Source organism: Bradyrhizobium ottawaense, assembly GCF_900099825.1.
GTDB lineage: Bacteria > Pseudomonadota > Alphaproteobacteria > Rhizobiales > Xanthobacteraceae > Bradyrhizobium > Bradyrhizobium ottawaense_A.
Genome location: NZ_LT629693.1, coordinates 6,483,336 through 6,502,201, shown reverse-complemented (window position 1 = coordinate 6,502,201; position 18,866 = coordinate 6,483,336). Strand labels below are relative to the sequence as shown.

15 protein-coding genes and 1 pseudogene are annotated in these 18,866 nt (G+C 61.0%); 15 read left to right on the top strand and 1 reads right to left on the bottom strand.

Annotated elements, in window-relative coordinates:
- Positions 1-13: 13 nt before the first annotated feature.
- The 3 genes and pseudogenes from BLR13_RS30425 (at position 14) to BLR13_RS30415 (ending at position 3,505) form a co-directional block, all read left to right on the top strand.
- A complete protein-coding gene (locus tag BLR13_RS30425) occupies positions 14-1,237 on the top strand; it encodes a phenylacetate--CoA ligase family protein (RefSeq protein ID WP_074816083.1) in 1,224 nt (407 codons plus the stop codon).
- A 230-nt stretch (positions 1,238-1,467) separates the two neighbouring features.
- Positions 1,468-1,749, top strand: a pseudogene (locus BLR13_RS30420) (IS5/IS1182 family transposase); the annotation flags it as partial.
- Positions 1,750-2,242: 493 nt separating this feature from the next.
- Positions 2,243-3,505, top strand: coding sequence for a glycosyltransferase family 4 protein (locus BLR13_RS30415; RefSeq protein WP_074816087.1), 1,263 nt, complete (start codon positions 2,243-2,245; stop codon positions 3,503-3,505).
- Here BLR13_RS30415 and wecB read toward each other — a convergent pair.
- Complete coding sequence (gene wecB, locus BLR13_RS30410) at positions 3,502-4,659, bottom strand: non-hydrolyzing UDP-N-acetylglucosamine 2-epimerase (protein WP_074816089.1); 1,158 nt, start codon at positions 4,657-4,659, stop codon at positions 3,502-3,504. The genes BLR13_RS30415 and wecB overlap by 4 nt on opposite strands.
- Before the next feature lie 231 nt (positions 4,660-4,890).
- Here wecB and BLR13_RS30405 point away from each other — a divergent pair, with 231 nt between their 5' ends.
- From BLR13_RS30405 to BLR13_RS30350, 12 genes are all read left to right on the top strand, one after another.
- The gene (locus BLR13_RS30405) at positions 4,891-6,009 is read left to right on the top strand and encodes a glycosyltransferase (protein ID WP_074816091.1); all 1,119 of its coding nucleotides are present in this window, start codon (positions 4,891-4,893) and stop codon (positions 6,007-6,009) included.
- A 120-nt stretch (positions 6,010-6,129) separates the two neighbouring features.
- Positions 6,130-7,374, top strand: a complete 1,245-nt coding sequence (locus BLR13_RS30400; RefSeq protein ID WP_083387527.1) for a glycosyltransferase — start codon at positions 6,130-6,132, stop codon at positions 7,372-7,374.
- A gap of 5 nt (positions 7,375-7,379) precedes the next feature.
- Positions 7,380-8,783, top strand: coding sequence for a glycosyltransferase (locus tag BLR13_RS30395; RefSeq protein ID WP_074816097.1), 1,404 nt, complete (start codon positions 7,380-7,382; stop codon positions 8,781-8,783).
- The gene (locus tag BLR13_RS30390; protein ID WP_074816099.1) at positions 8,780-10,030 is read left to right on the top strand and encodes a glycosyltransferase; all 1,251 of its coding nucleotides are present in this window, start codon (positions 8,780-8,782) and stop codon (positions 10,028-10,030) included. Before BLR13_RS30395 ends, BLR13_RS30390 begins: the two co-directional genes overlap by 4 nt.
- Positions 10,031-10,083: 53 nt before the next feature.
- Positions 10,084-11,235 carry a glycosyltransferase gene (locus tag BLR13_RS30385; RefSeq protein ID WP_143039594.1) on the top strand — a complete coding sequence of 384 codons (1,152 nt, stop codon included), beginning with the start codon at positions 10,084-10,086 and terminating at the stop codon, positions 11,233-11,235.
- Positions 11,236-11,329: 94 nt separating this feature from the next.
- Positions 11,330-12,190, top strand: coding sequence for a dTDP-4-dehydrorhamnose reductase family protein (locus BLR13_RS30380; protein ID WP_283808258.1), 861 nt, complete (start codon positions 11,330-11,332; stop codon positions 12,188-12,190).
- 72 nt (positions 12,191-12,262) lie between these two features.
- Positions 12,263-13,288, top strand: coding sequence for an SDR family NAD(P)-dependent oxidoreductase (locus BLR13_RS30375; RefSeq protein WP_074816104.1), 1,026 nt, complete (start codon positions 12,263-12,265; stop codon positions 13,286-13,288).
- 393 nt (positions 13,289-13,681) lie between these two features.
- Positions 13,682-15,637 carry a methyltransferase domain-containing protein gene (locus BLR13_RS30370; protein WP_172805576.1) on the top strand — a complete coding sequence of 652 codons (1,956 nt, stop codon included), beginning with the start codon at positions 13,682-13,684 and terminating at the stop codon, positions 15,635-15,637.
- A 13-nt stretch (positions 15,638-15,650) separates the two neighbouring features.
- Positions 15,651-15,944 carry a hypothetical protein gene (locus BLR13_RS30365; RefSeq protein WP_074816110.1) on the top strand — a complete coding sequence of 98 codons (294 nt, stop codon included), beginning with the start codon at positions 15,651-15,653 and terminating at the stop codon, positions 15,942-15,944.
- A 98-nt stretch (positions 15,945-16,042) separates the two neighbouring features.
- Positions 16,043-16,822 (top strand): ABC transporter permease, encoded by a 780-nt coding sequence (locus BLR13_RS30360; protein ID WP_074830937.1) that lies wholly within the window; start codon positions 16,043-16,045, stop codon positions 16,820-16,822.
- Positions 16,723-18,066, top strand: a complete 1,344-nt coding sequence (locus BLR13_RS30355) for an ABC transporter ATP-binding protein (protein WP_083387529.1) — start codon at positions 16,723-16,725, stop codon at positions 18,064-18,066. Before BLR13_RS30360 ends, BLR13_RS30355 begins: the two co-directional genes overlap by 100 nt.
- Before the next feature lie 28 nt (positions 18,067-18,094).
- Positions 18,095-18,865 (top strand): TylF/MycF/NovP-related O-methyltransferase, encoded by a 771-nt coding sequence (locus tag BLR13_RS30350; RefSeq protein ID WP_074816116.1) that lies wholly within the window; start codon positions 18,095-18,097, stop codon positions 18,863-18,865.
- Position 18,866 lies beyond the last annotated feature (1 nt).

Here is an 18,866-nt window from a genome sequence, read left to right as displayed (position 1 = left end):
CAAGAGATCTGCCATGACCGAGCACTATGACGCGCTTGAAACGCGCGCGCCCGCCGACCGCGAGACGGCGCTGTTTGCCCGGCTCCCGGACGTGCTCCGCAAGGCCATGGAGGCGCCCGCTTATGCCGGACGCCTGAAGGGCGTTGATCCGGCCTCGGTGACGACCCGGGCCGCGCTGGCGCGCCTGCCGGTGCTGCGCAAGTCGGAACTCCCTGCCCTGCACAAGGCCACGCCGCCTTTTGGCGGCTTCGTGGCGGCGCCTCTGGGCTCGTTCGGGCGGCTGTTCACCTCGCCGGGTCCGATCTTCGAGCCCGAGCCCGCCCACCCCGATCCCTGGCGCGGCGCGCGGGCGTTGTATGCTGCCGGCTTCCGGCCCGGCGACGTGGTGCTGAACACCTTCAGCTATCATCTGACGCCCGGCGGCTTCATTTTCGACGCCTCAGCGCGGGCGCTGGGCTGCGCCGTGATCCCGGCCGGTCCTGGCAATACCGAACAGCAATTCGAGCTGATCGAGGCCTACCGTCCAGTCGGCTATAGCGGCACGCCGGACTTTTTGAAGATCCTGCTTGACGCCGCCGCGGCCGGCGGGCGCGATGTCTCCTCGATCAAGCGCGCGCTGGTCTCAGGTGCGGCATTTCCGAAATCGTTGCAGGACGAAGTCAAGGCGCGCAGCGTCGATGCCTATCAGGCGTTCGGAACCGCCGACCTCGGCATGATCGCCTTCGAGACGCCGACCCGCGACGGCATGGTCGTCAACGAGGACCTCATCATGGAGATCGTGCGGCCCGGCACCGGCGATCCTGTAGCGCCTGGCGACGTCGGCGAGATCGTCGTTACCTCGCTCGATCCGCACCATCCCTGGATCCGGCTCGCGCTCGGCGACCTCACCGCGGCGCTGCCGGGTGTAAGTCCGTGCGGGCGAACCAATATGCGCATCAAGGGCTGGATGGGCCGCGCCGACCAGACCACCAAGGTCAAGGGCATGTTCGTGCGCCCCGAGCAGATTGCCGAGATCGGCAAGCGCCATCCCGAACTTGGACGGCTGCGCCTCGTCGTCACGCGCTCGGGCGAAGCCGATCTGATGACGCTGAAAGCCGAAGCCGCATCTCCGGACGATGCCCTTCAGAACGAACTCGCCGCGACGCTGCGCGCGGTGACCAAGCTGGGCGGCAATGTCGAACTAGTCGCCGCTGCTTCGCTGCCGAATGACGGCAAGGTTATTGCCGACGAGCGCTAGATCACAGCGTAAGCGGGAATTGGCTTCGTTTTGGCAATAATCTGGTTCTGCCTTGCGACTGCGAGGGCCCTTGGTCGTCCGTGAACAATTTCTAAGCCGTTGAGCGCGAGTCGGTTTCCAGCTCACGGTCGGTTTTAAGATTGCAGGTTTCGGGGTCGCAGTGCGCAAAACCTTGCGATTTCAATTGAGATTCCCCTGGTGGTCGAAGCATGATTCTCTCCTGGTGACGGAGGGAGACCTATGTCCGCGTCGCTAAACACGCGGCAATGATGGCTGGCCGATACGCCCACGCCAAGCAGTTCAACCGCCACCGCCGCCAGTCGCGGATCATGCGCAGCAGACTTGGCCGGCTAGCCGTGACATCAGCCGCAAGATTGCCGGTCAGGAGAACCTCGAGGTGGTTTTTGCTACCGTTGCCACGAGCCTCTCAGATCCGCTCCCAGCAACAACGCCAGCGCGGCTGGAAGCTTTATCCGGCGCGCTTAAAGAATATTGCCGCTGTCCTGGACGGTCCTCTTTGCGACGCTGATCATCATTCTGGTTTTTCGGCGTGCCAACCTCAATGTCCTGCAACGTTTTCTTGGCGATTTCCTTGCAATCGCATTCACGGCCGACTTTCCGCCGTCCACAATGACGAGCACGACCGCGAATTTCAGCAAGATCTGGCTTAATGCCAGCATCAGAGCCACAAAAACCAATATCAACGTGTTGACTACGGGCGCCATCGATCGAAAATCGCACCGACCATGTCATTTTACAGGCGCAGCTATGACTTAGCCTGTCAATGGTCGAGACACGACCTTTCACACCGGCGCAAGCGCCGAAATCCGGCCAAGGCGACCCGCTCGAACCGGCCCTGGTCGCCAGACGTCAATGGACACAATCAGCAAATCTGATGAAACCCGCACCGCGCCGGCGCGCTCGCGGATCGCCGACGACCCTAAGCAGGCCATCGATGCCGGGTTTCGAATTGATCGGCCCCAGCTGAACCGATAAACAACTCCGATGGACGAAACCGGCCGCCCGCTCTCGATAGTCATCTTCTGCCAGTATTTCTTCCCGGAGAATTTTGGCATCAACACGGTTGCTGCCGACCTCGCCTCGCGCGGCCACCAGGTCACGGTTCTGACCGGCATGCCGAATTATCCCTCGGGACGTTTTGCAAGCGGGTATGGCGGCTGGAAGGTGCGGCGGGAAATCTACCGGGGCGTGCGGGTCGTGCGCGTTCCGATCATAGCCCGGGGGCAGAATTCCCAGGTCCGGCTGGCCCTGAATTACCTGTCCTACGCCATCAGCGCCAGCATGCTCGCGCCCTTTCTGCTGCGCCGGCGGCCGGACGTGTTGCTGGTCTACCAGCTCTCGCCGGTCACCATTGCGCTGCCTGCGATCGTCACCAAGGGTATCATGCGATGCGGCCTGTTGTTGTGGGTGCAGGACATCTGGCCAGAAAGCGTGACAGCGACGGCTGCGATCAAGAGCCGGTCGGTGCTTGGCGTGCTGCGTTGGCTGGTTCGGCAGATTTATCGCCGGTCGACGGTCATCGCGGTGCAGTCGCCACACTTTATCGATTTCATCCGCCCCCTGGCGCCGCCAGACGCGGATTTCCGTTATCTGCCGAACACGGTCGATGCGTTCTATCGTGCGGTCGAGGTCGCCCCGGACGCCCCTGAGCGGTCGTATTTCAGGTCGGGCTTCACAATCGTTTTCGCCGGTAATCTCGGACTGGCGCAGGATCTCGAGGAAATTGTCGGGGCCATTGCGCTGCTGAAAAACCGGCGCGACATCCAGTGGATCTTCATCGGCGACGGACAACGGCGCGGCTGGCTTGAAGGCGAAATCCGCGACCGCAGGCTCGCCGGCAACGCCCAGGTGATCGGCAGTTTCCCGCCCGAGCAGATGCCGACGTTTTTTGCCCTTGCCGACGTGCTTCTCATGACGCTCCGCGACGAAGCTATTTTTTCCCTCACGGTGCCGTCGAAACTGCAATCCTACCTGGCCTGCGGTCGTCCTGTTCTGGGGGCCGTATCCGGTGCGGCGGCCGAGGCATTGATGGAGTCCGGTGCGGGCCTGGTGGCGCTGCCCGGCAACGCCGGCAGCCTCGCCGAGGCCGCAGTTGCGATGGCGGATATGCCGGCGGAGCAGCGCCGCGCCATGGGCCGGGCGGCGTTGCAATATCACGCCCTCAAATTCGACCGTCATGCCTGGCTTGGCCGCCTGGAGCAGTGGCTACGCGAACTCGCCAGCGGCCCGACCTCGTCGGCGGCCTAGCCGTCGATCCCGGCGGGCACCATCTCCTTGGACCAGACTGCGCGATTTACGTAGTCGATGTAGCTGGCGATGATGCGGACCATCTTGCGCGACACGTCGGGCGAATCGTAGTCGTCCACCAAAACAGTGGGCCGCTTGCCCGGCTCGTGCTGATCCGTCACGATCTTGACGGACTGGACGACACGCTCCGGTCGCAGTCCCGTCATGATCAGAGTGGCGCGGTCCATGCCTTCCGGACGCTCATGCGCTTCCCGCAATGTGACGGCGGGAAATCCGAGGATGGAGGCCTCCTCGGTAATCGTGCCGCTGTCGGAAATGACGCAAAATGCGTTCATCTGCAGCTTGATGTAGCCGAGAAATCCGAACGGCTTGAGAAACTCGATACGCTTGTCGGTGGTTCGTTCGGACAGCGCCTCAAGGCGCTTACGCGTCCGGGGGTGGGTCGAGACGATCAGCCGCCGGTCGAACTGTTCAGCGAGTGCCTCCAGGCACTGCAGCAGTCGCCGCAGCTTGGCGGGATCATCGACATTCTCCTCGCGATGCACGCTGACGACAAGGTACGCTCCGCTCTTGAGGTTGAGCTGATCAAGAATATCGGACGCATCGATGGCGGACCTGTAGTAGTTCAGCACCTCGGGCATCGTCGAACCGGTCTTGATGATACGATCGGACGGTATGCCTTCGGCGAGCAGATAGCGTCGCGCGTGCTCGGTCAAAGGCAGATTGATATCGGACAGGTGATCGATGATTTTTCGGTTGACCTCTTCGGGCACGCGCTGATCGAAGCTTCTGTTGCCGGCTTCCATGTGAAAGATCGGAATCTTGCGGCGCTTTGCCGGGATCGCCGCCAGGCCCGTGTTGGTGTCGCCGTAGATCAGCACGGCCTCGGGCTTTTCCCGTTCGAACACCTCGTCCGCCATGACAATGACTTTCCCGATCGTCTCTGCGGCCGTTTCGCAGTTGGCGTTGAGAAAGATATCGGGACGACGAATGCCGAGCTCCTGAAAAAAGATCTCGTTCAGTTCGAAATCGAAATTCTGGCCTGAATGGACAAGGATATGGTCCGTGTGCTGGTCCAGTTCGGGGATGACGCGGCTCAGCTTGATGAGCTCGGGTCGCGTCCCCACGATGGTCATAACCTTGATGCGCTTCATCTGACTTGCTGTCTGCACGCTGGAACTTCCTTGTGAATCTCGCCACTTTTAACAAATAGAACCGCTTAGGCAAATCCGGCGGCCGCCCGCCTGCGACCGGACCGGCGGCAACCTTTCGATAGCCAGCCCCGGCCCGCGCCTCTATAATTGATTTCTGGAGCGGTTCACCAGCATCATGGTAAACGCCCATCCACAAAACAATGACCGGCCTGCGGTGCCGCGGAGCTTCCTGTGAAAATCGTTCTGGTCAATGTCTGGCTCGACGCCGAGCGCGGCGGCGGGACTGCGGAACGAACACGATGGCTAGCCCTCCATCTCGCGCGGCTCGGCTGCAAATGTAACATTGTTACGATGGGGCCGACGCCCTGGCTCGACGATTTTACCGCGGCCGGCATCGATGTGATGCAGTTGCGCTTTGTCGGGCAACGTTTTCCGATCCCGCTGCCGCCCCCGCTCAAGATATTACGCTTGTTTCGTGCCGCCGACATCATTCAGGTGATGGGATTCTGGTTTCTGCTGGGCGCGCTGTGCAGCGGTCTGGCACGTGTGGTCGGCAAGCCGCTGGTGCTATGCCCGGCGGGATCGCTCACGAAATATGGCAGGTCCGCTCGGCTCAAGCGGATTTATTTCCAAATCGCCGGGCGCTGGATGATTCGTGCCTCCGACACCGTCATCGCCACGACGGAACAGGAGAGAAGATTGTTGATCTCCGACTTCGACGTCGAACCGGAGAAGATCTTTGTCTCGCCAAATGGCATCGAGGCCGGCGAAGCCGGGACACGCGTTGCACCGGTCATCCCCAAAGCGCGGTCGATCCTGTTCGTCGGACGACTCACCGCGATCAAGGCGCCCGACCTGCTGCTGGAGGCGTTTGCCGCGGCGGCGGCTGCAATGCCCGACGTGACCCTCGTGATCGCCGGCCCCGATCTCGGCTTGCGCCCGCAACTTGAGTTGCGGACAGCGGAACTCGGGCTGCAAAGCCGCGTCGCATTTGCCGGATTTGTCGATGAGGAGAAGCGCTCCTTTTTACTCGGCCAGACTTCGCTCCTTGTCGTTCCCTCGCATTCCGAAGTGATGTCAATGGTTGCGCTGGAGGCCGGCGCGATGGGCGTGCCTGTGTTGTTGACGGATCAATGCGGGTTCGACGAGGTCGCAAAAATCGGCGGCGGACGGGTGGTGCCCGTTGACATCACCGCGCTGTCCAATGCGATGCAGCAGATGATTTCCGATGACGATGCCTTAACCGCGTCAGGCCAGCGGCTGCGCGCATTCGTGCTGGAACACTACGCCTGGCCAAATGTCGCCGGTCATTTGCTCGCCCATTTTCGAAACTTGCGACCGGCATCGTAACCCGCAAGAGCAGTGTTCCCGAGCGCTCAAAACGTTGTGGCGCAGAGGTGAAAACTGCTATCTTTCGGGCCAGATCAGATGTAACTCGGATTTTGGCATCCAGGGGGCGCCATCGGAACAATGATGAATCTCGTTTCAGTTGAGGCAAATCGCGGGCCAGACCAGCGGAAAACCTTGGCACCATTGCAAGTTGCGATCGTCACGACGGCTGCACCGCCATCGGCAAACGGACAGGCGCGTGTGCTGGGCCAGATCGTTGCGCCAACAATGTTCGCACCGCCTATGTTCCTGACCGATCAAATGAACATTGTCGAACTTGATCAAGCGCATTACGGCAGTCATTTCGAATTGTCGCCTCCCCGCTTTCAATTGACGACGCGGAAATGGGGCAAGCTGGCGGGACGGTTCAACCACAGCGGCGGTTTGCTGCGCAGCGTGATGGTGAGAGCAGGCGAAATCACGCGCATCCTGCATGACGGCGCGGTCGATGTCGTCGTTGGTTGCAGCGGCAATCCGTTCGATCTTCCGGCCAGCTTTCTCGCGGCACGCCGCCTTCGGATTCCGTTTGTGGCATACCTGTTCGACGATCCCGTTTATCAATGGGAACGCGGCATCTATCGCAACATCGCCCGGGTATCGGAACAGATCTGGAGTCGCGGAGCTTTGCGGCTTATTGCGCCAAATGAAGTTCTGGCAAGTGATATCAGGAAGCGCCTGCCGCGCGCCGACATTCACATTGTGCGAAATCCGGCCGCCGTCGCCCTAAATGAAAGCCCGGCAAAACGGCCCGACGCAAATCCCGCGCGGTGGCGCTTGCTGTACACGGGCTCGGTGTATTCCGCGCAAGCAAGTGCGTTTCGCAATCTGGTCGCCGCGCTGGGCGCGCTGGGTGGCCGCTTTGCGATCGACATTTACACGGGCCAGCACGGTTCCGAACTTGTGACAAATGAGCTTGCCAGTCCGCATGTCGACGTGCACCCGCAGGCTCCCCACGCCACCGCCGTGGCGCTGCAGCAGGCGGCGGATGTGCTGTTTCTCCCGCTTGCGTTCTACTCGCCGATTCCGGAGGTCATTCGGTCCTCCGCCCCCGCAAAATTGGGCGAATATCTCGCGTCGGGCCGGCCGATACTCGTTCACGCGCCCGCGGGATCATTCATCACCGAATTGATCCGCAACGCCGATGCAGGGCTGGTCGTGGACACGCCGGATCCGCGTAAACTGGCGGAAGCACTGAACCGGATCGCCGACGACGAGGTTTTGCGAAGCAGGATTGTGGCCAACGCCCTGGTGCTCGCTCGCCAGTTCAGCGTCGAGCGCGCACGCGCGGATTTTGGCGCGACCATTGCATCTGTCGTCAGGCATTGAGCGCGATGACATCGCGCCCCAAAATCCTGTTCGTGGCCATGCACACCAGCGTCCACGCAGCCCGCTGGGTCGAGCTGACGACGCGTCTCGGCTATGACTGCCACGTATTCCCCATCAATGCGGAAGCGCCGCATCAGAAGCTCGCGGCGGGGGTCACGCTGCACCAGCCGGTTTTTCGCGACGCGCCGGCGCCGACGCTGCGGCAATCGCCGCAGAGCGAGCAGTTCGCCCGCGCGTTGCGGGTGCTGCGGCTTGTGGTGACGAATCCGCGCGACGCCGTCAGGCGTGTGCGCAAACGTCTGAACAGCCGGCCGAGGCCCGTCGTCACGTCGCCGACACCTGCCGTGACCGACGATCAGCTCAAGGTCGTCCCATTCGTTGTCAATGACCTGCTGCCCGGTCTTGCCGGCAGCGACGAAAGGATTCGGCTTGGTCGCGCCAACGAAAGCGATGAAACCGCGCTGCGCCTGCACGGTCCCGAAGTGCTGGCCGCACTGATTGAGCATTTGAAACCTGATCTGATTCACTCGATGGAATTCCAGCACGCGGGTTATCTCGTGTTGGCTGCGAGGGATCGCATCAGCGGGAAAATGCCGGCCTGGATGGCGACCAACTGGGGCAGCGATATCTACCATTTCGGCAAAAGCCCGGACCACGCGCTGCAGATTCGCCGCGTTTGCGAAGCGATCGACCTGTATTCCTGCGAGTGCCATCGCGATCTCGCCCTGGGACGGGAATTCGGTTACCGTGGCCCGGACCTTCCGGTGCTTCCCAATTCCGGCGGCATCGACATGGCGCAAACTATGAGCTTGCGGCATCCCGCGCCGCCCTCGGCGCGCAAGCTGATCATGGTCAAGGGCTACGATCATTTCGCGGGCCGTGCGATGGTATCGCTCGCTGTGCTGGAACGCTTTGCCGCACAGCTTCGCAACTACACGATCGTGCTTTTTTCGGTGGGCGCGCGACCGCGCGTCCGCGCGCTCGAACTCGCCGCGGCGGGCACCCTCGACATCAGGGTGATCGACTGGGCGACCCACGACGAAATCCTGCAGCAGTTCGGTCTGGCGAGGCTTTACCTGGGAATCAGCGCCTCCGATGCGATATCGACATCGGTGCTTGAGGCGATGGCGATGGGTGCGTTTCCGATTCAGACCGATACGTCGTGCTGTGCCGAATGGTTCATCCCTGATACGTCGGGATTTGCAGTTCCCGTCGATGATTTCGAAGTCATCTGCGATCGCTTTCAGCGCGCTCTGACTGACGACGCGCTTGTTGATGCGGCCGCCACAATCAATCTGGACATCATCAAGTCGCGTCTTGCCATTGAGGTTTTCATGCCCCGAATGGGCGACTTCTACGCTCAGGCGTTTTGCCACGCGCACAGCGCCAACCGCCGGGCCACACCGTGAAGGTCCTCCAGATCAACTCCTCCGACGTGCTGGGAAGCCGTTTCAACGGCTTCGACATTCGCGGCCTTCTGGCTGATGAAGGCATTACGTCCCATCATCTGGTGTGGAACAAGCTCAGCAAAGACCCGGCGTCGAGCCACCTGTTTCCCATTCCCTTAAGCCGTCAGGCGACAGCCGTCCTGAACCGGGTCGAAAGCGCGCTGTCGATCCACGCCCGACTGCAATTGCAGTCCTTTACGCTTCCCCTGCACCGCCGGTTTCGCGAAGCGAATCTGGTGCACTATCACATCGTACATGACGGCTATTTCAGCCTGTCCGCGCTTCCGTGGCTGAGCCGTCTGAAGCCGACCATCTGGACCGTGCACGACCCCTGGGTGATGACGGGGCATTGCATCTACCCGGTCGGCTGCGAGCGTTGGCGGATCGGATGCGGTGCCTGCCCGCGGCTTGATCTGCCTTTCCTGATGCATCGCGACCGCACGGCGCAGGACTTCCAATGGAAGCGCAACATTCTGCGCCGGATGGACGTGGATCTGGTCGTTGCCTCCGATTCCATGCGGCTCATGACCGAACAGTCGCCGATCGCACAGGGAAAGTCTGTCCACGTCGTTCCGTTCGGCATCAACCTGCAAAAGTTCAAGCCGGGCGACGCCGCCGCCGCGCGCAAGCGGCTGGGCGTTTCGCCACATCGCGTCGTGATCAGCGTGCGTGCGTTTCCGATGAGCCCGTTCAAGGGTTTTGATTATTTCATCGACGCACTGCGGCAGCTCGATGCGATCGGCGTTCCGCTAGCCATTATCACCACCCATTCGAAGGGTCATCTGAACGAGTTCATCGGCAAGCACCAGGTCATCGAACTCGGCTGGGTGAATGATGAAAACGTCATGCTGGACACGTACCATGCAGCGGACATGTTCGTGATGCCTTCACCCACCGAGGCATTCGGGATGATGGCAATCGAGGCGATGGCCTGCGGCAAGCCGGTGATCGTATTCGACGGGACGTCGCTTCCCGAGGTGACGGATGCTCCACGTGTTGGCGTCGCCGTGCCCAACAGGAATGTCGATGCACTTGCCGACGCCATCCGCATGCTTGCCCTCAATAAGGACGAGCGCACCAGGCGCGGCCTCGCGGGGCGCGCCCTTGCAGAGCAGCTGTACGACGAACGCGTCTTTGCGCGACGTCTGGCCGAGCTTTACCAATCGGTTGCCCTCGCCCGCAAAGACAGTTCAGAGCAACGACCATGAAGACGCTTCTCCTCACCGACATTCCGCCGTCGAGCAATCTCACGGCAGGAATCGTGACCGCGCAGATGTGTCGGTGTGTTGCTGCGGACGAACTGGCGATCTTCTGCGTTCTGAACCGGCACCTGACGCCCGACCTCTATCCCGATCTGGCCGCCATTCCAAGCAAGACAGTCCACAAGCCCAACGAACAAAACCCGCGAAATCCGAAGTACTTTCCGCTCGATCTGGCGAGAGCCTTTGCGTCCGAGACTATCAGGCGGCGCACCGTGATCCCCTCTTTGGTGCGGGAGGCCATCGCGTACGGCCGCGAACAAGGCGTGACATCGCTATGGGCGATCTTGCAGGGCCAGACCATGGTGCGGATTGCTGGTGCTGTTGCCGAGGGACTGAACGTCCCGCTTCGGGCGCAGGTCTGGGACCCGCTGGGCTGGTGGCTGCGTGCGCACGGCGTCGATCGCTTCAACCGCAGGGCCGACCTCGCCAAATTCGATGAAACGATGCGTCAGGCGACCACCTGCGCGGCGGCCTCGTGGGCGATGGCGCGACAATACAAGGAGCAGTATGGCACGACGTCCTACGTCATCATCGCTTCGCTCGACGAAGCGCTCGCGCACAAGCCTGTGCCGGCCCTGCGAAATTCCGACGAGGTCGTCATCGGCATGGCCGGCCAGTTCTATGCGGAACAGGAATGGCACGATCTGCTGCAGGCGCTCAATCTTGCGGGATGGCAGATCGGCGGCCGCAAGATTGTGGTTCGCGTCGCCGGGCATGCGCCTCCGCGGACGGAAACCGCACAAGCCGCGAGCATCGAATTCCTCGGCTGGCGATCGCAGCCCGAACTGATCGATATCCTGTCGACCACGTGCGACATCATGTATTGTCCCTACCCGTTCTCTCCGCAGATGGAGGAAGTCGCACGTCTCAGCTTTCCCTCCAAGATTCCAACATACCTCGCGGCCGGTCGACCCATCCTGTTCCACGGCCCCGATTATGCCTCGCCAGCGCACTATCTCCGGGAGCGCGGCGCTGGTTTGATATGTCGCACGGGGGAGCCGGCGGCCGTCTACAACGCCGTGCTTCAACTCGTCGAGGACACCGAGCTTTATGCCGAGCTTGCGGTGGCCGCCCAGGCCGCCTTCGAGGCGGACTTCGCCTTGAATAGCATGAAGAAAAGCGTGCGAAACTTTCTTGGTTATTCAGATTGAAGATTGTATCCTGTTACCGCAAAGTCGCTGCGCGCTGCATTGGACATCGCTTCCAAATTGGTGCAGAGACAGTCAAAAAACCTGAGCCCGCGCTATGATAAAAATCCTAGTTGTTGGCGTGTCCGGCATGCTCGGAAGCACCGCCTATCGCTTCTTCGCGTCGTCGAAGGGCATCCGCGTCACCGGCACCGCCCGCTCCCTTCGCGAGATCGAAGCCCTGCCGCGACGCGACGACGCGACCATCATCGGTGGCGTCGACGCGACGGATATCGACTCGGTCATCGGGGTCATTGGAACTGAAAAGCCTGACGTGGTGATAAATTGCGTGGGTGTCATCAAGCAGCTGGCATCATCGAAGTCTTCGCTCACCTCGATCGCCATCAATTCGCTGTTTCCGCACCGTCTGGCGCAGATTTGCGCAGCTTCGAACGCCCGCCTGATCCAGATCTCGACGGATTGCGTCTTTGCCGGTGACAAGGGCAACTACAGGGAAACCGACATTCCCGACGCGCACGATCTCTACGGACGATCGAAGCTGCTCGGCGAGGTCGATTACCCGCACGCGATCACGCTGCGCACCTCGATCATCGGCCACGAGCTCGGCCGCGCGGTGTCGCTGATCGACTGGTTTCTCAGCCAGCCCGGTCCCCGGGTCTCCGGTTACCATCGGGCAATCTACAGCGGTTTTCCGACCATCGAACTGGTCCGGATCATCCGGGACTTCGTCATCCCGAAGCCCGAGCTACATGGCCTGTGGCACGTCGCATCGGCGCCCATCAACAAGTTCGACCTCCTCACGCTCGTCAAGGAAGTGTACGGAAAGACCATCGAGATCGTTCCCGACGACTCCCTCGTGATCGACCGATCGCTCGACGGTTCGCGCTTTAATGCGGCCACCGGCTACGCCGCTCCGTCCTGGCGCGATCTCATGACCCAGATGAACGCCACACGCTGATGGCCATAACAACATTGCAGAAAGCGTGTTTGCGCGCTATCGACACGGAGCAATCCTCATGAGGCCAGCACTATGGATTTGAAAGATAAAGTGCTCCTGATCACGGGGGGCACGGGTTCGTTTGGCAATGCTGTCCTGAAACGTTTTCTCACCGAGGACGTGCGTGAAATCCGCATCTTCAGCCGCGACGAGAAGAAGCAGGAGGACATGCGGATCGAGCTGAAGAACGACAAGGTCAAGTTCTATATCGGCGACGTCCGCGAGCCTTCGAGCATCGCTCAGGCCATGCGCGGCGTTGATCTGGTGTTTCACGCCGCCGCGCTGAAGCAGGTGCCGTCATGCGAGTTCTACCCGCTCGAGGCAGTGCGCACCAACATTCTCGGCGCTGAGAACGTTCTGGATGCGGCCCTGCGCTTCAACGTCGAACGTGTCGTCGTGTTGTCCACCGACAAGGCCGTCTATCCCATCAATGCGATGGGCATGAGCAAGGCGTTAATGGAAAAGCTGACGGTCGCCAAAGCGCGCCTGCTGCAGGCCAATGAGCCTACCGTGCTCTGCGCGACGCGCTATGGCAACGTGATGGCGTCGCGCGGATCAGTCATTCCACTGTTCGTGTCGCAGGTGAAGGCCAACCGGCCGATCACGGTGACGGATCCGAACATGACCCGGTTTCTGATGTCGCTGGACGAATCCGTCGATCTCGTGCTGTTCGCCTACGCCAACGCCAATCAGGGCGACATCCTCGTTCAGAAGTCGCCGGCCAGCACCGTCGAGACGCTCGCCAAGGCCATCATTGCGGTTTTCGAGCGGGAGGTGCCGATCCAGGTTATCGGAACGCGTCACGGCGAAAAGAGGTATGAGTCGCTGGTCTCCCGCGAGGAGATGGCGCGCGCCGAGGATCTTGGCCGCTTCTACCGCGTTCCGGCGGACGACCGCGACCTAAATTATAACAAGTATTTTGTCGAAGGGGAGCAGCGCATCTCCAGGATGGAAGACTACACGTCGGACAACACCGAACTGCTCGATGTACGGCAGGTGATGGATGTGCTGCTGAAGCTGGACTTCATCAAGGAAGAGCTGAAATCCGGCTTCGCCTGACGGATGCAATGTGCGGGCGCGTGCCGCTACACGTGGCGTGTCAGACCCTAAAACGCGTGTCTGAGCACACAGCATGGTTCGCTCCGATTCCAACTGCGAGTAGTGATGATGCCCCCCTTCTTGACGATGTTTGACGCCGATGACCATCTCGAGGGACCCAAAGTTCTTTTCGTTGGGTGGCCTGAAAGCTCGCACACGCATTCCTGGATCAACCTCCTTCAGAATTCCGGAATCAATGCCCGGTTGTTTGCGCTTCCGTCCGCCGTCCCGCCGGACAGCTGGCGCGTCCGGACCTATGTCACGATCAACACGCCCGGCGCCACCGACTCGGTCTTTCGCAAGCTGACAATCGCGCCTCCGGCTCCGGCCCCCCCCTGGCCTCTTGAAAGGCTTTTGGCTGAGACGATCCGTGCATGGCAGCCTGATGTCGTGCACACCCTCGGTCTGGACTCGGCTTCCTATCTGATGGATATGGCGCGGGCGGCGCAGCCGGACATCGTTGAGATCGGCCGATGGGTCGTTCAGGTGCGCGGCGGTCCCGATCTTGCGCTTCATCAGCACGATCCGGATCACCGGCGGCGCATCGAAAGCGTGTTCGCGCACTGCGATCACCTGATCGCCGACAACTCGATCAATTATCAGGATGCGATCAAGCTCGGATTGGAGCCGCATAAGATCGACAGCCCCGGATTGGGCATCGTCTCCGGCCCGGGCGGACTCGACGTTGCGGCAATGCGTGCGACGTGGTCGCTGCTGCCCTCGCAGCGACCCCGGACCATTCTCTGGCCCAAGACCTACGAGACGATCTCTTCAAAGGCGCTGCCGGTGTTCGAGGCGCTTCGCCTGGCATGGGATCGCATTGCCCCGGTGAAAATCGAGATGCTCTGGCTGGTCCAGAGCGACGTCAAAACCTGGTTCGACAAGAGCATGCCGGACCACATCAAAGCGTCGTGCAATATCCACGGCCGCCTCGATCGCGAGGAGGTGCTGTCGATGCTGCCGAACGCGCGGGTGATGCTTGCGCCGTCCCTCACCGACGGCATCCCGAACTCCATGATGGAAGCCATGGCGCTGGGAGCTTTCCCCATCGTCTCGCCGCTCGACACCATCACGCCTGTCGTCAAGAACGAGGAGAACGTGCTGTTCGCCCGCAATCTCTATCCTGAAGAGATTACCGAGGCCATCGTGCGGGCCATGCAGGACGATGCCCTCGTCGATGCGGCCGCGGAGCGAAATGTGACGCTGGTCGAAAAGCTCGCCGATCGGACCCGCATCCGATCCAAGGTCATCGCCTATTACACGGAACTCGCAGCGATGCAACGCCCGGCCGCCGGCCTGACAGTCGCTTCGCTGGAAGTTGGGCCGCCCCCTAACACCAGCGCCGAAAAGGTTCTGTGCGGGATGTGTGGGCGTGTGGAAATGGACCCGACTGATCAGGTCGTCGATATCGGCGTCCTGATCAAGCGCTGGTCGGACCACGGCGTCGTCTTCAGCCCCGAGACCATCAACGAATACAATACAAAGAAGATCGGCCCGATCCGGCTTTTCGAGTGCCCGTCATGCGGATTTGGGCAATTTCGTCCCATCGTGGTCGGCAACGCTGACTTCTACGCGGCCATCGGCCGGGTCGATTACTACACTGGCAGCAAATGGGAGTTTGAGCGTTCGATCGAGCTGATTCAGATGCGGTCCGCTGGCAGCGTCATCGACGTTGGTTGCGGCTCCGGCTTTTTTCTTGATCACCTGCGCAAGGCAATGCCATCGGTCGGCGCGATGGGCATCGAAATCAACGCCGCCGCCGCCGCCGCCGCACGGTCGCGGGGGCATCGGGTGGAAATCCTCGACTGGGTCAACGAGGATTTTTCCATCGCTGACCTTCCGAAGGCCGACGTGGTGGTTTGCCACCAGGTCCTCGAGCACATCAAGAACCCGCTCCGCCTGCTGCAGGCGATCCGGTTCATGCTGACCGAAAACGGGATCGCGATCATTTCGACGCCCAACGCGACAGGATTAGTCGCGGCGTATCCCGACGCGCTCACCGAGCAGCCGCCTCATCACGTCACGAAATGGAGCGATCGCGTGTTCCGGGCGGCCTTGCCGCGCGTCGGCCTGTCGCCGACGGCGATCGAACATGAACCACTACCCAACTACCTGTTTGGCGGCTATCTTCCCGTGGTCTGGAAGGCGAACGGCTGGCCGGCGCAATTCGGGCAGGCGGCCGCCCGCGTCGCCAACCTCCCAGATGGTGGAGTGGACTGGTTCACCAAGGTTTTGCAGAGCAGCGGAACGCGCTACGTTCACGGTGTGGGCGGACACACCGTTCTCGTCACCGCGCGTGCGGTTGGATAATCGGAGAATAGCTGTGCGGGCCAAAGACATCGCCAGAAAATATTTTGCAACGCCGTTGCGTTGGTCGCGTCGCATCGTCGATTCGCTGACGCGCCGCAAGCAATCCGACGCGTTGATCCTGCAGCTGGAGCGCAAGCTGGACCGCGCCGTGCAAGACCTTTCGTCCAAGATCGAAACTTCGACCCTGGAGTTGCTGGCGGTTACTGCAATGGTGATGAACCAGCAGCACGAGCAGAAGAGAATTCTCGACCGGCTGGAGAACGCCAGCGCAACCAGTGCCGTCGGAATCTCTGAATCGGATAAATGAACGGCCACGCATCGCGCGCGGATTGGGAGCTCTTTTTGACATTTCAACGGCTTGCTTTTTCATCCTGGTGGTTGCCGGGCGTCACCCTGGCGCGGAGTATGTCACGGCATCGCCGGCTGGCGCTTGAGCTGTCCAAACGGGAATTGCTGGACCGCTACGCCGGACAGTTCTTTGGCGCGGCCTGGGCGCTTTTCCATCCGGCGCTGACGGTGCTTGTGTTCCTGTTCCTGTTCGGCGAGGTGCTCAAGCTCAAGATCAGCGGCACCAACATTCCCCCTAATGTCGGCTTCACAACCTATCTGCTGGCTGGCCTTTTGCCCTGGCTAGTGCTGCAGGACGTGATGGGGCGCGGAGCGACCCTGATCACGTCACAGGCGCATCTGGTCAAGCAGGTCGCGTTTCCACTGGACGTGCTGCCGATCAAATCAATTCCTCCGGCATTCGTCATCCTGCTGGTCGGGCTGATCCTTCTCGCAGGCTACACGCTAGTGTTCGTCGGCCCGCTACCCTGGACCTATATCATGCTTCCGCTCCTGATCTCCGAACTGGCCATCATCTGCGTCGGCGTGGCGCTGCTGCTCTCCGCCGTCGGCGTATTCGTGCGCGACCTGAAAGACTTCGTGCAGATCTTCACCTTTGTCGGGATTTACGTGTCCCCGATCATCTACACGATCGATGCCATTCCCTCGAAGCTGCGCTTGCTGATCATGCTGAACCCGTTCACGTCGATCATTCTCGTGTTTCAGGATGCGCTGTTCTACGGCGCCTTCATCCACCCGTGGGCCTGGGTGATCTCTGCACTGCTGTCTCTCGCAATATTCCTTGTTGGCGCGCGGGTATTCTATTCGACGCAACACTTTTTTGGAAGTTACCTGTGAGCGAAATCGCAATCTCCATCCGCAACCTATCCAAGGTCTATAAGATCTATTCGCGGCCGGTTGATATTTTGTGGGAGCTCCTTACGCGAAAAAACCGCCACCGGGAGTTCTGGTCGCTCCGGGATGTGTCGCTCGACGTGAAGCGCGGCGAAGTGATCGGCGTGATCGGACGCAACGGCGCGGGAAAGACGACGCTGCTGCGCATAATTGCCGGAACGCTCGATGCCAATTCGGGGTCCATTGAGGTCAACGGCAAGGTGTCCGCCATCATGGCGCTGGGGACTGGCTTCAACCTGGACCTCTCCGGCCGCGAGAACATCCTGATCGGCGGCCTCGTGCAAGGGCTAACCCATGACGAGATCAAGGCCAAGACCCAGGACATCATCGACTTCTCCGGCCTGCGTGATTTCATCGACCAACCCTGCAAAACCTATTCGAGCGGCATGATCGCCCGTCTGGCGTTTTCCGTGGCGGCTAGCATTGATCCCGACATCCTGATCGTCGACGAAGCGCTGGCCACCGGCGACATGGTCTTCAACGTCAAGAGCTACGCGCGGATGCGACGGATCGCACGCAGCGGCGCAACGGTGCTGCTGGTGACTCACAGCCTCGCGCAGATCTACGAACTGTGCGATCGCGCGATCCTGATCGAGAACGGCAGCGTCGCGATGGTCGGCGAGCCGCGCGTCGTCGGTCAGGCTTATGAAGATCTGCTTCACAAGGAGATGGAGGCAGCGGCGGCTTTCACCGCGCCGACGGCTGCCGCGTCGCCCCTCGCGCAAGCGCTGGATAAGCCGGTTCAGTTGAAAGGCTTTGTCGTCGAAAACGTGCAGTTCTTGGACACGCAGGGCCGGCCGGTGCGCTCGCTGAATTCCGGAGAGACCTATCGCATCACCATTCGGGGCAGCGCCACCGGCCACATGACGAACGCTAGTCTCGGGTACAAGATACGGACGCAGTTAGGGACCGAGATCTATGGCACGTCCACTGCCGAATTCGGCCGCAGCCTCGATCTGGAGCCGGGCCAGCGCGCCGAAGCGGTGTTCGAGTTCAGATGCGATCTTGGCGGCGGCAGCTACTATCTGACCATCGCAGCGGGCGAAGGCGACGGCCCCGGCGACGAGTCGGCACTGGCGGATACGACGAGCCTGACGAACGCGGTGTTCTTCGACGTCACCGGCGTGCGCGTTTTCGCCGGAATCGTGGATCTGGACAGCCGGCTTCTTCCCGACAGGGCGACCTGAGACCTTCACGCAGAATAGCGAGTACTCCATGATCCTCAAGCGATGGTTTTCCGGTTCCAGCGCCGCGACGGCCCCCGAGGCTCCCAACGATCTGAAGGAACAGATGAATCAGCTTCGCAACGAAGTCTCCCTCCTGCGCGCGCAAACCATGGCGCTCGAACAGCGCTTTGCCACATATTACCGCGAGCGCTTCAATTGTATCGACAAGCTCGCCGACTATCTGGTCGGCGCGGAACTTGCGGGCGACTACTACGAATTCGGCGTCTCGAAGGGCGTGACGTTTTCCTATGCCATGCGGACCATGCAGGGACTGTTTCCCGCGATGAATTTCATCGCGCTCGATTCGTTCGAAGGGCTCCCCGTCCCTCTAGGACAGGACGCGGTGCAGGGCTATACCAGCGGCTTCCAGGCCGGCGAATTCGCGTGCAGCCAGGAGGATTTCTTGAACAACGTCGCAACATCCGGCGGTGATGTCGCCCGTATCAGGACGGTGGCGGGCTGGTTTGACAAGTCACTCGTAAAGGGCGAACCACGCATCGCCGGGCTCGGGAAAGTTGCCGCGGCCTGGATCGACTGCGATTTGTACGAGTCGACAATCCCCGTGCTCGACTTCCTCACCGACCGCCTGAGCGTCGGAAGCGTGCTGCTGTTCGATGACTGGCGTTGTTTCCGCAATCTGCCGGACCGCGGCGAGCAGCGCGCCTGTCGCGAATGGCTGGCGCGCAATCCACAGATCGGCCTATGCGAATTCGTCGATTTCGGTTTCCACGGCGTTTCCTTCACCGTCGAGCGATGCTAGT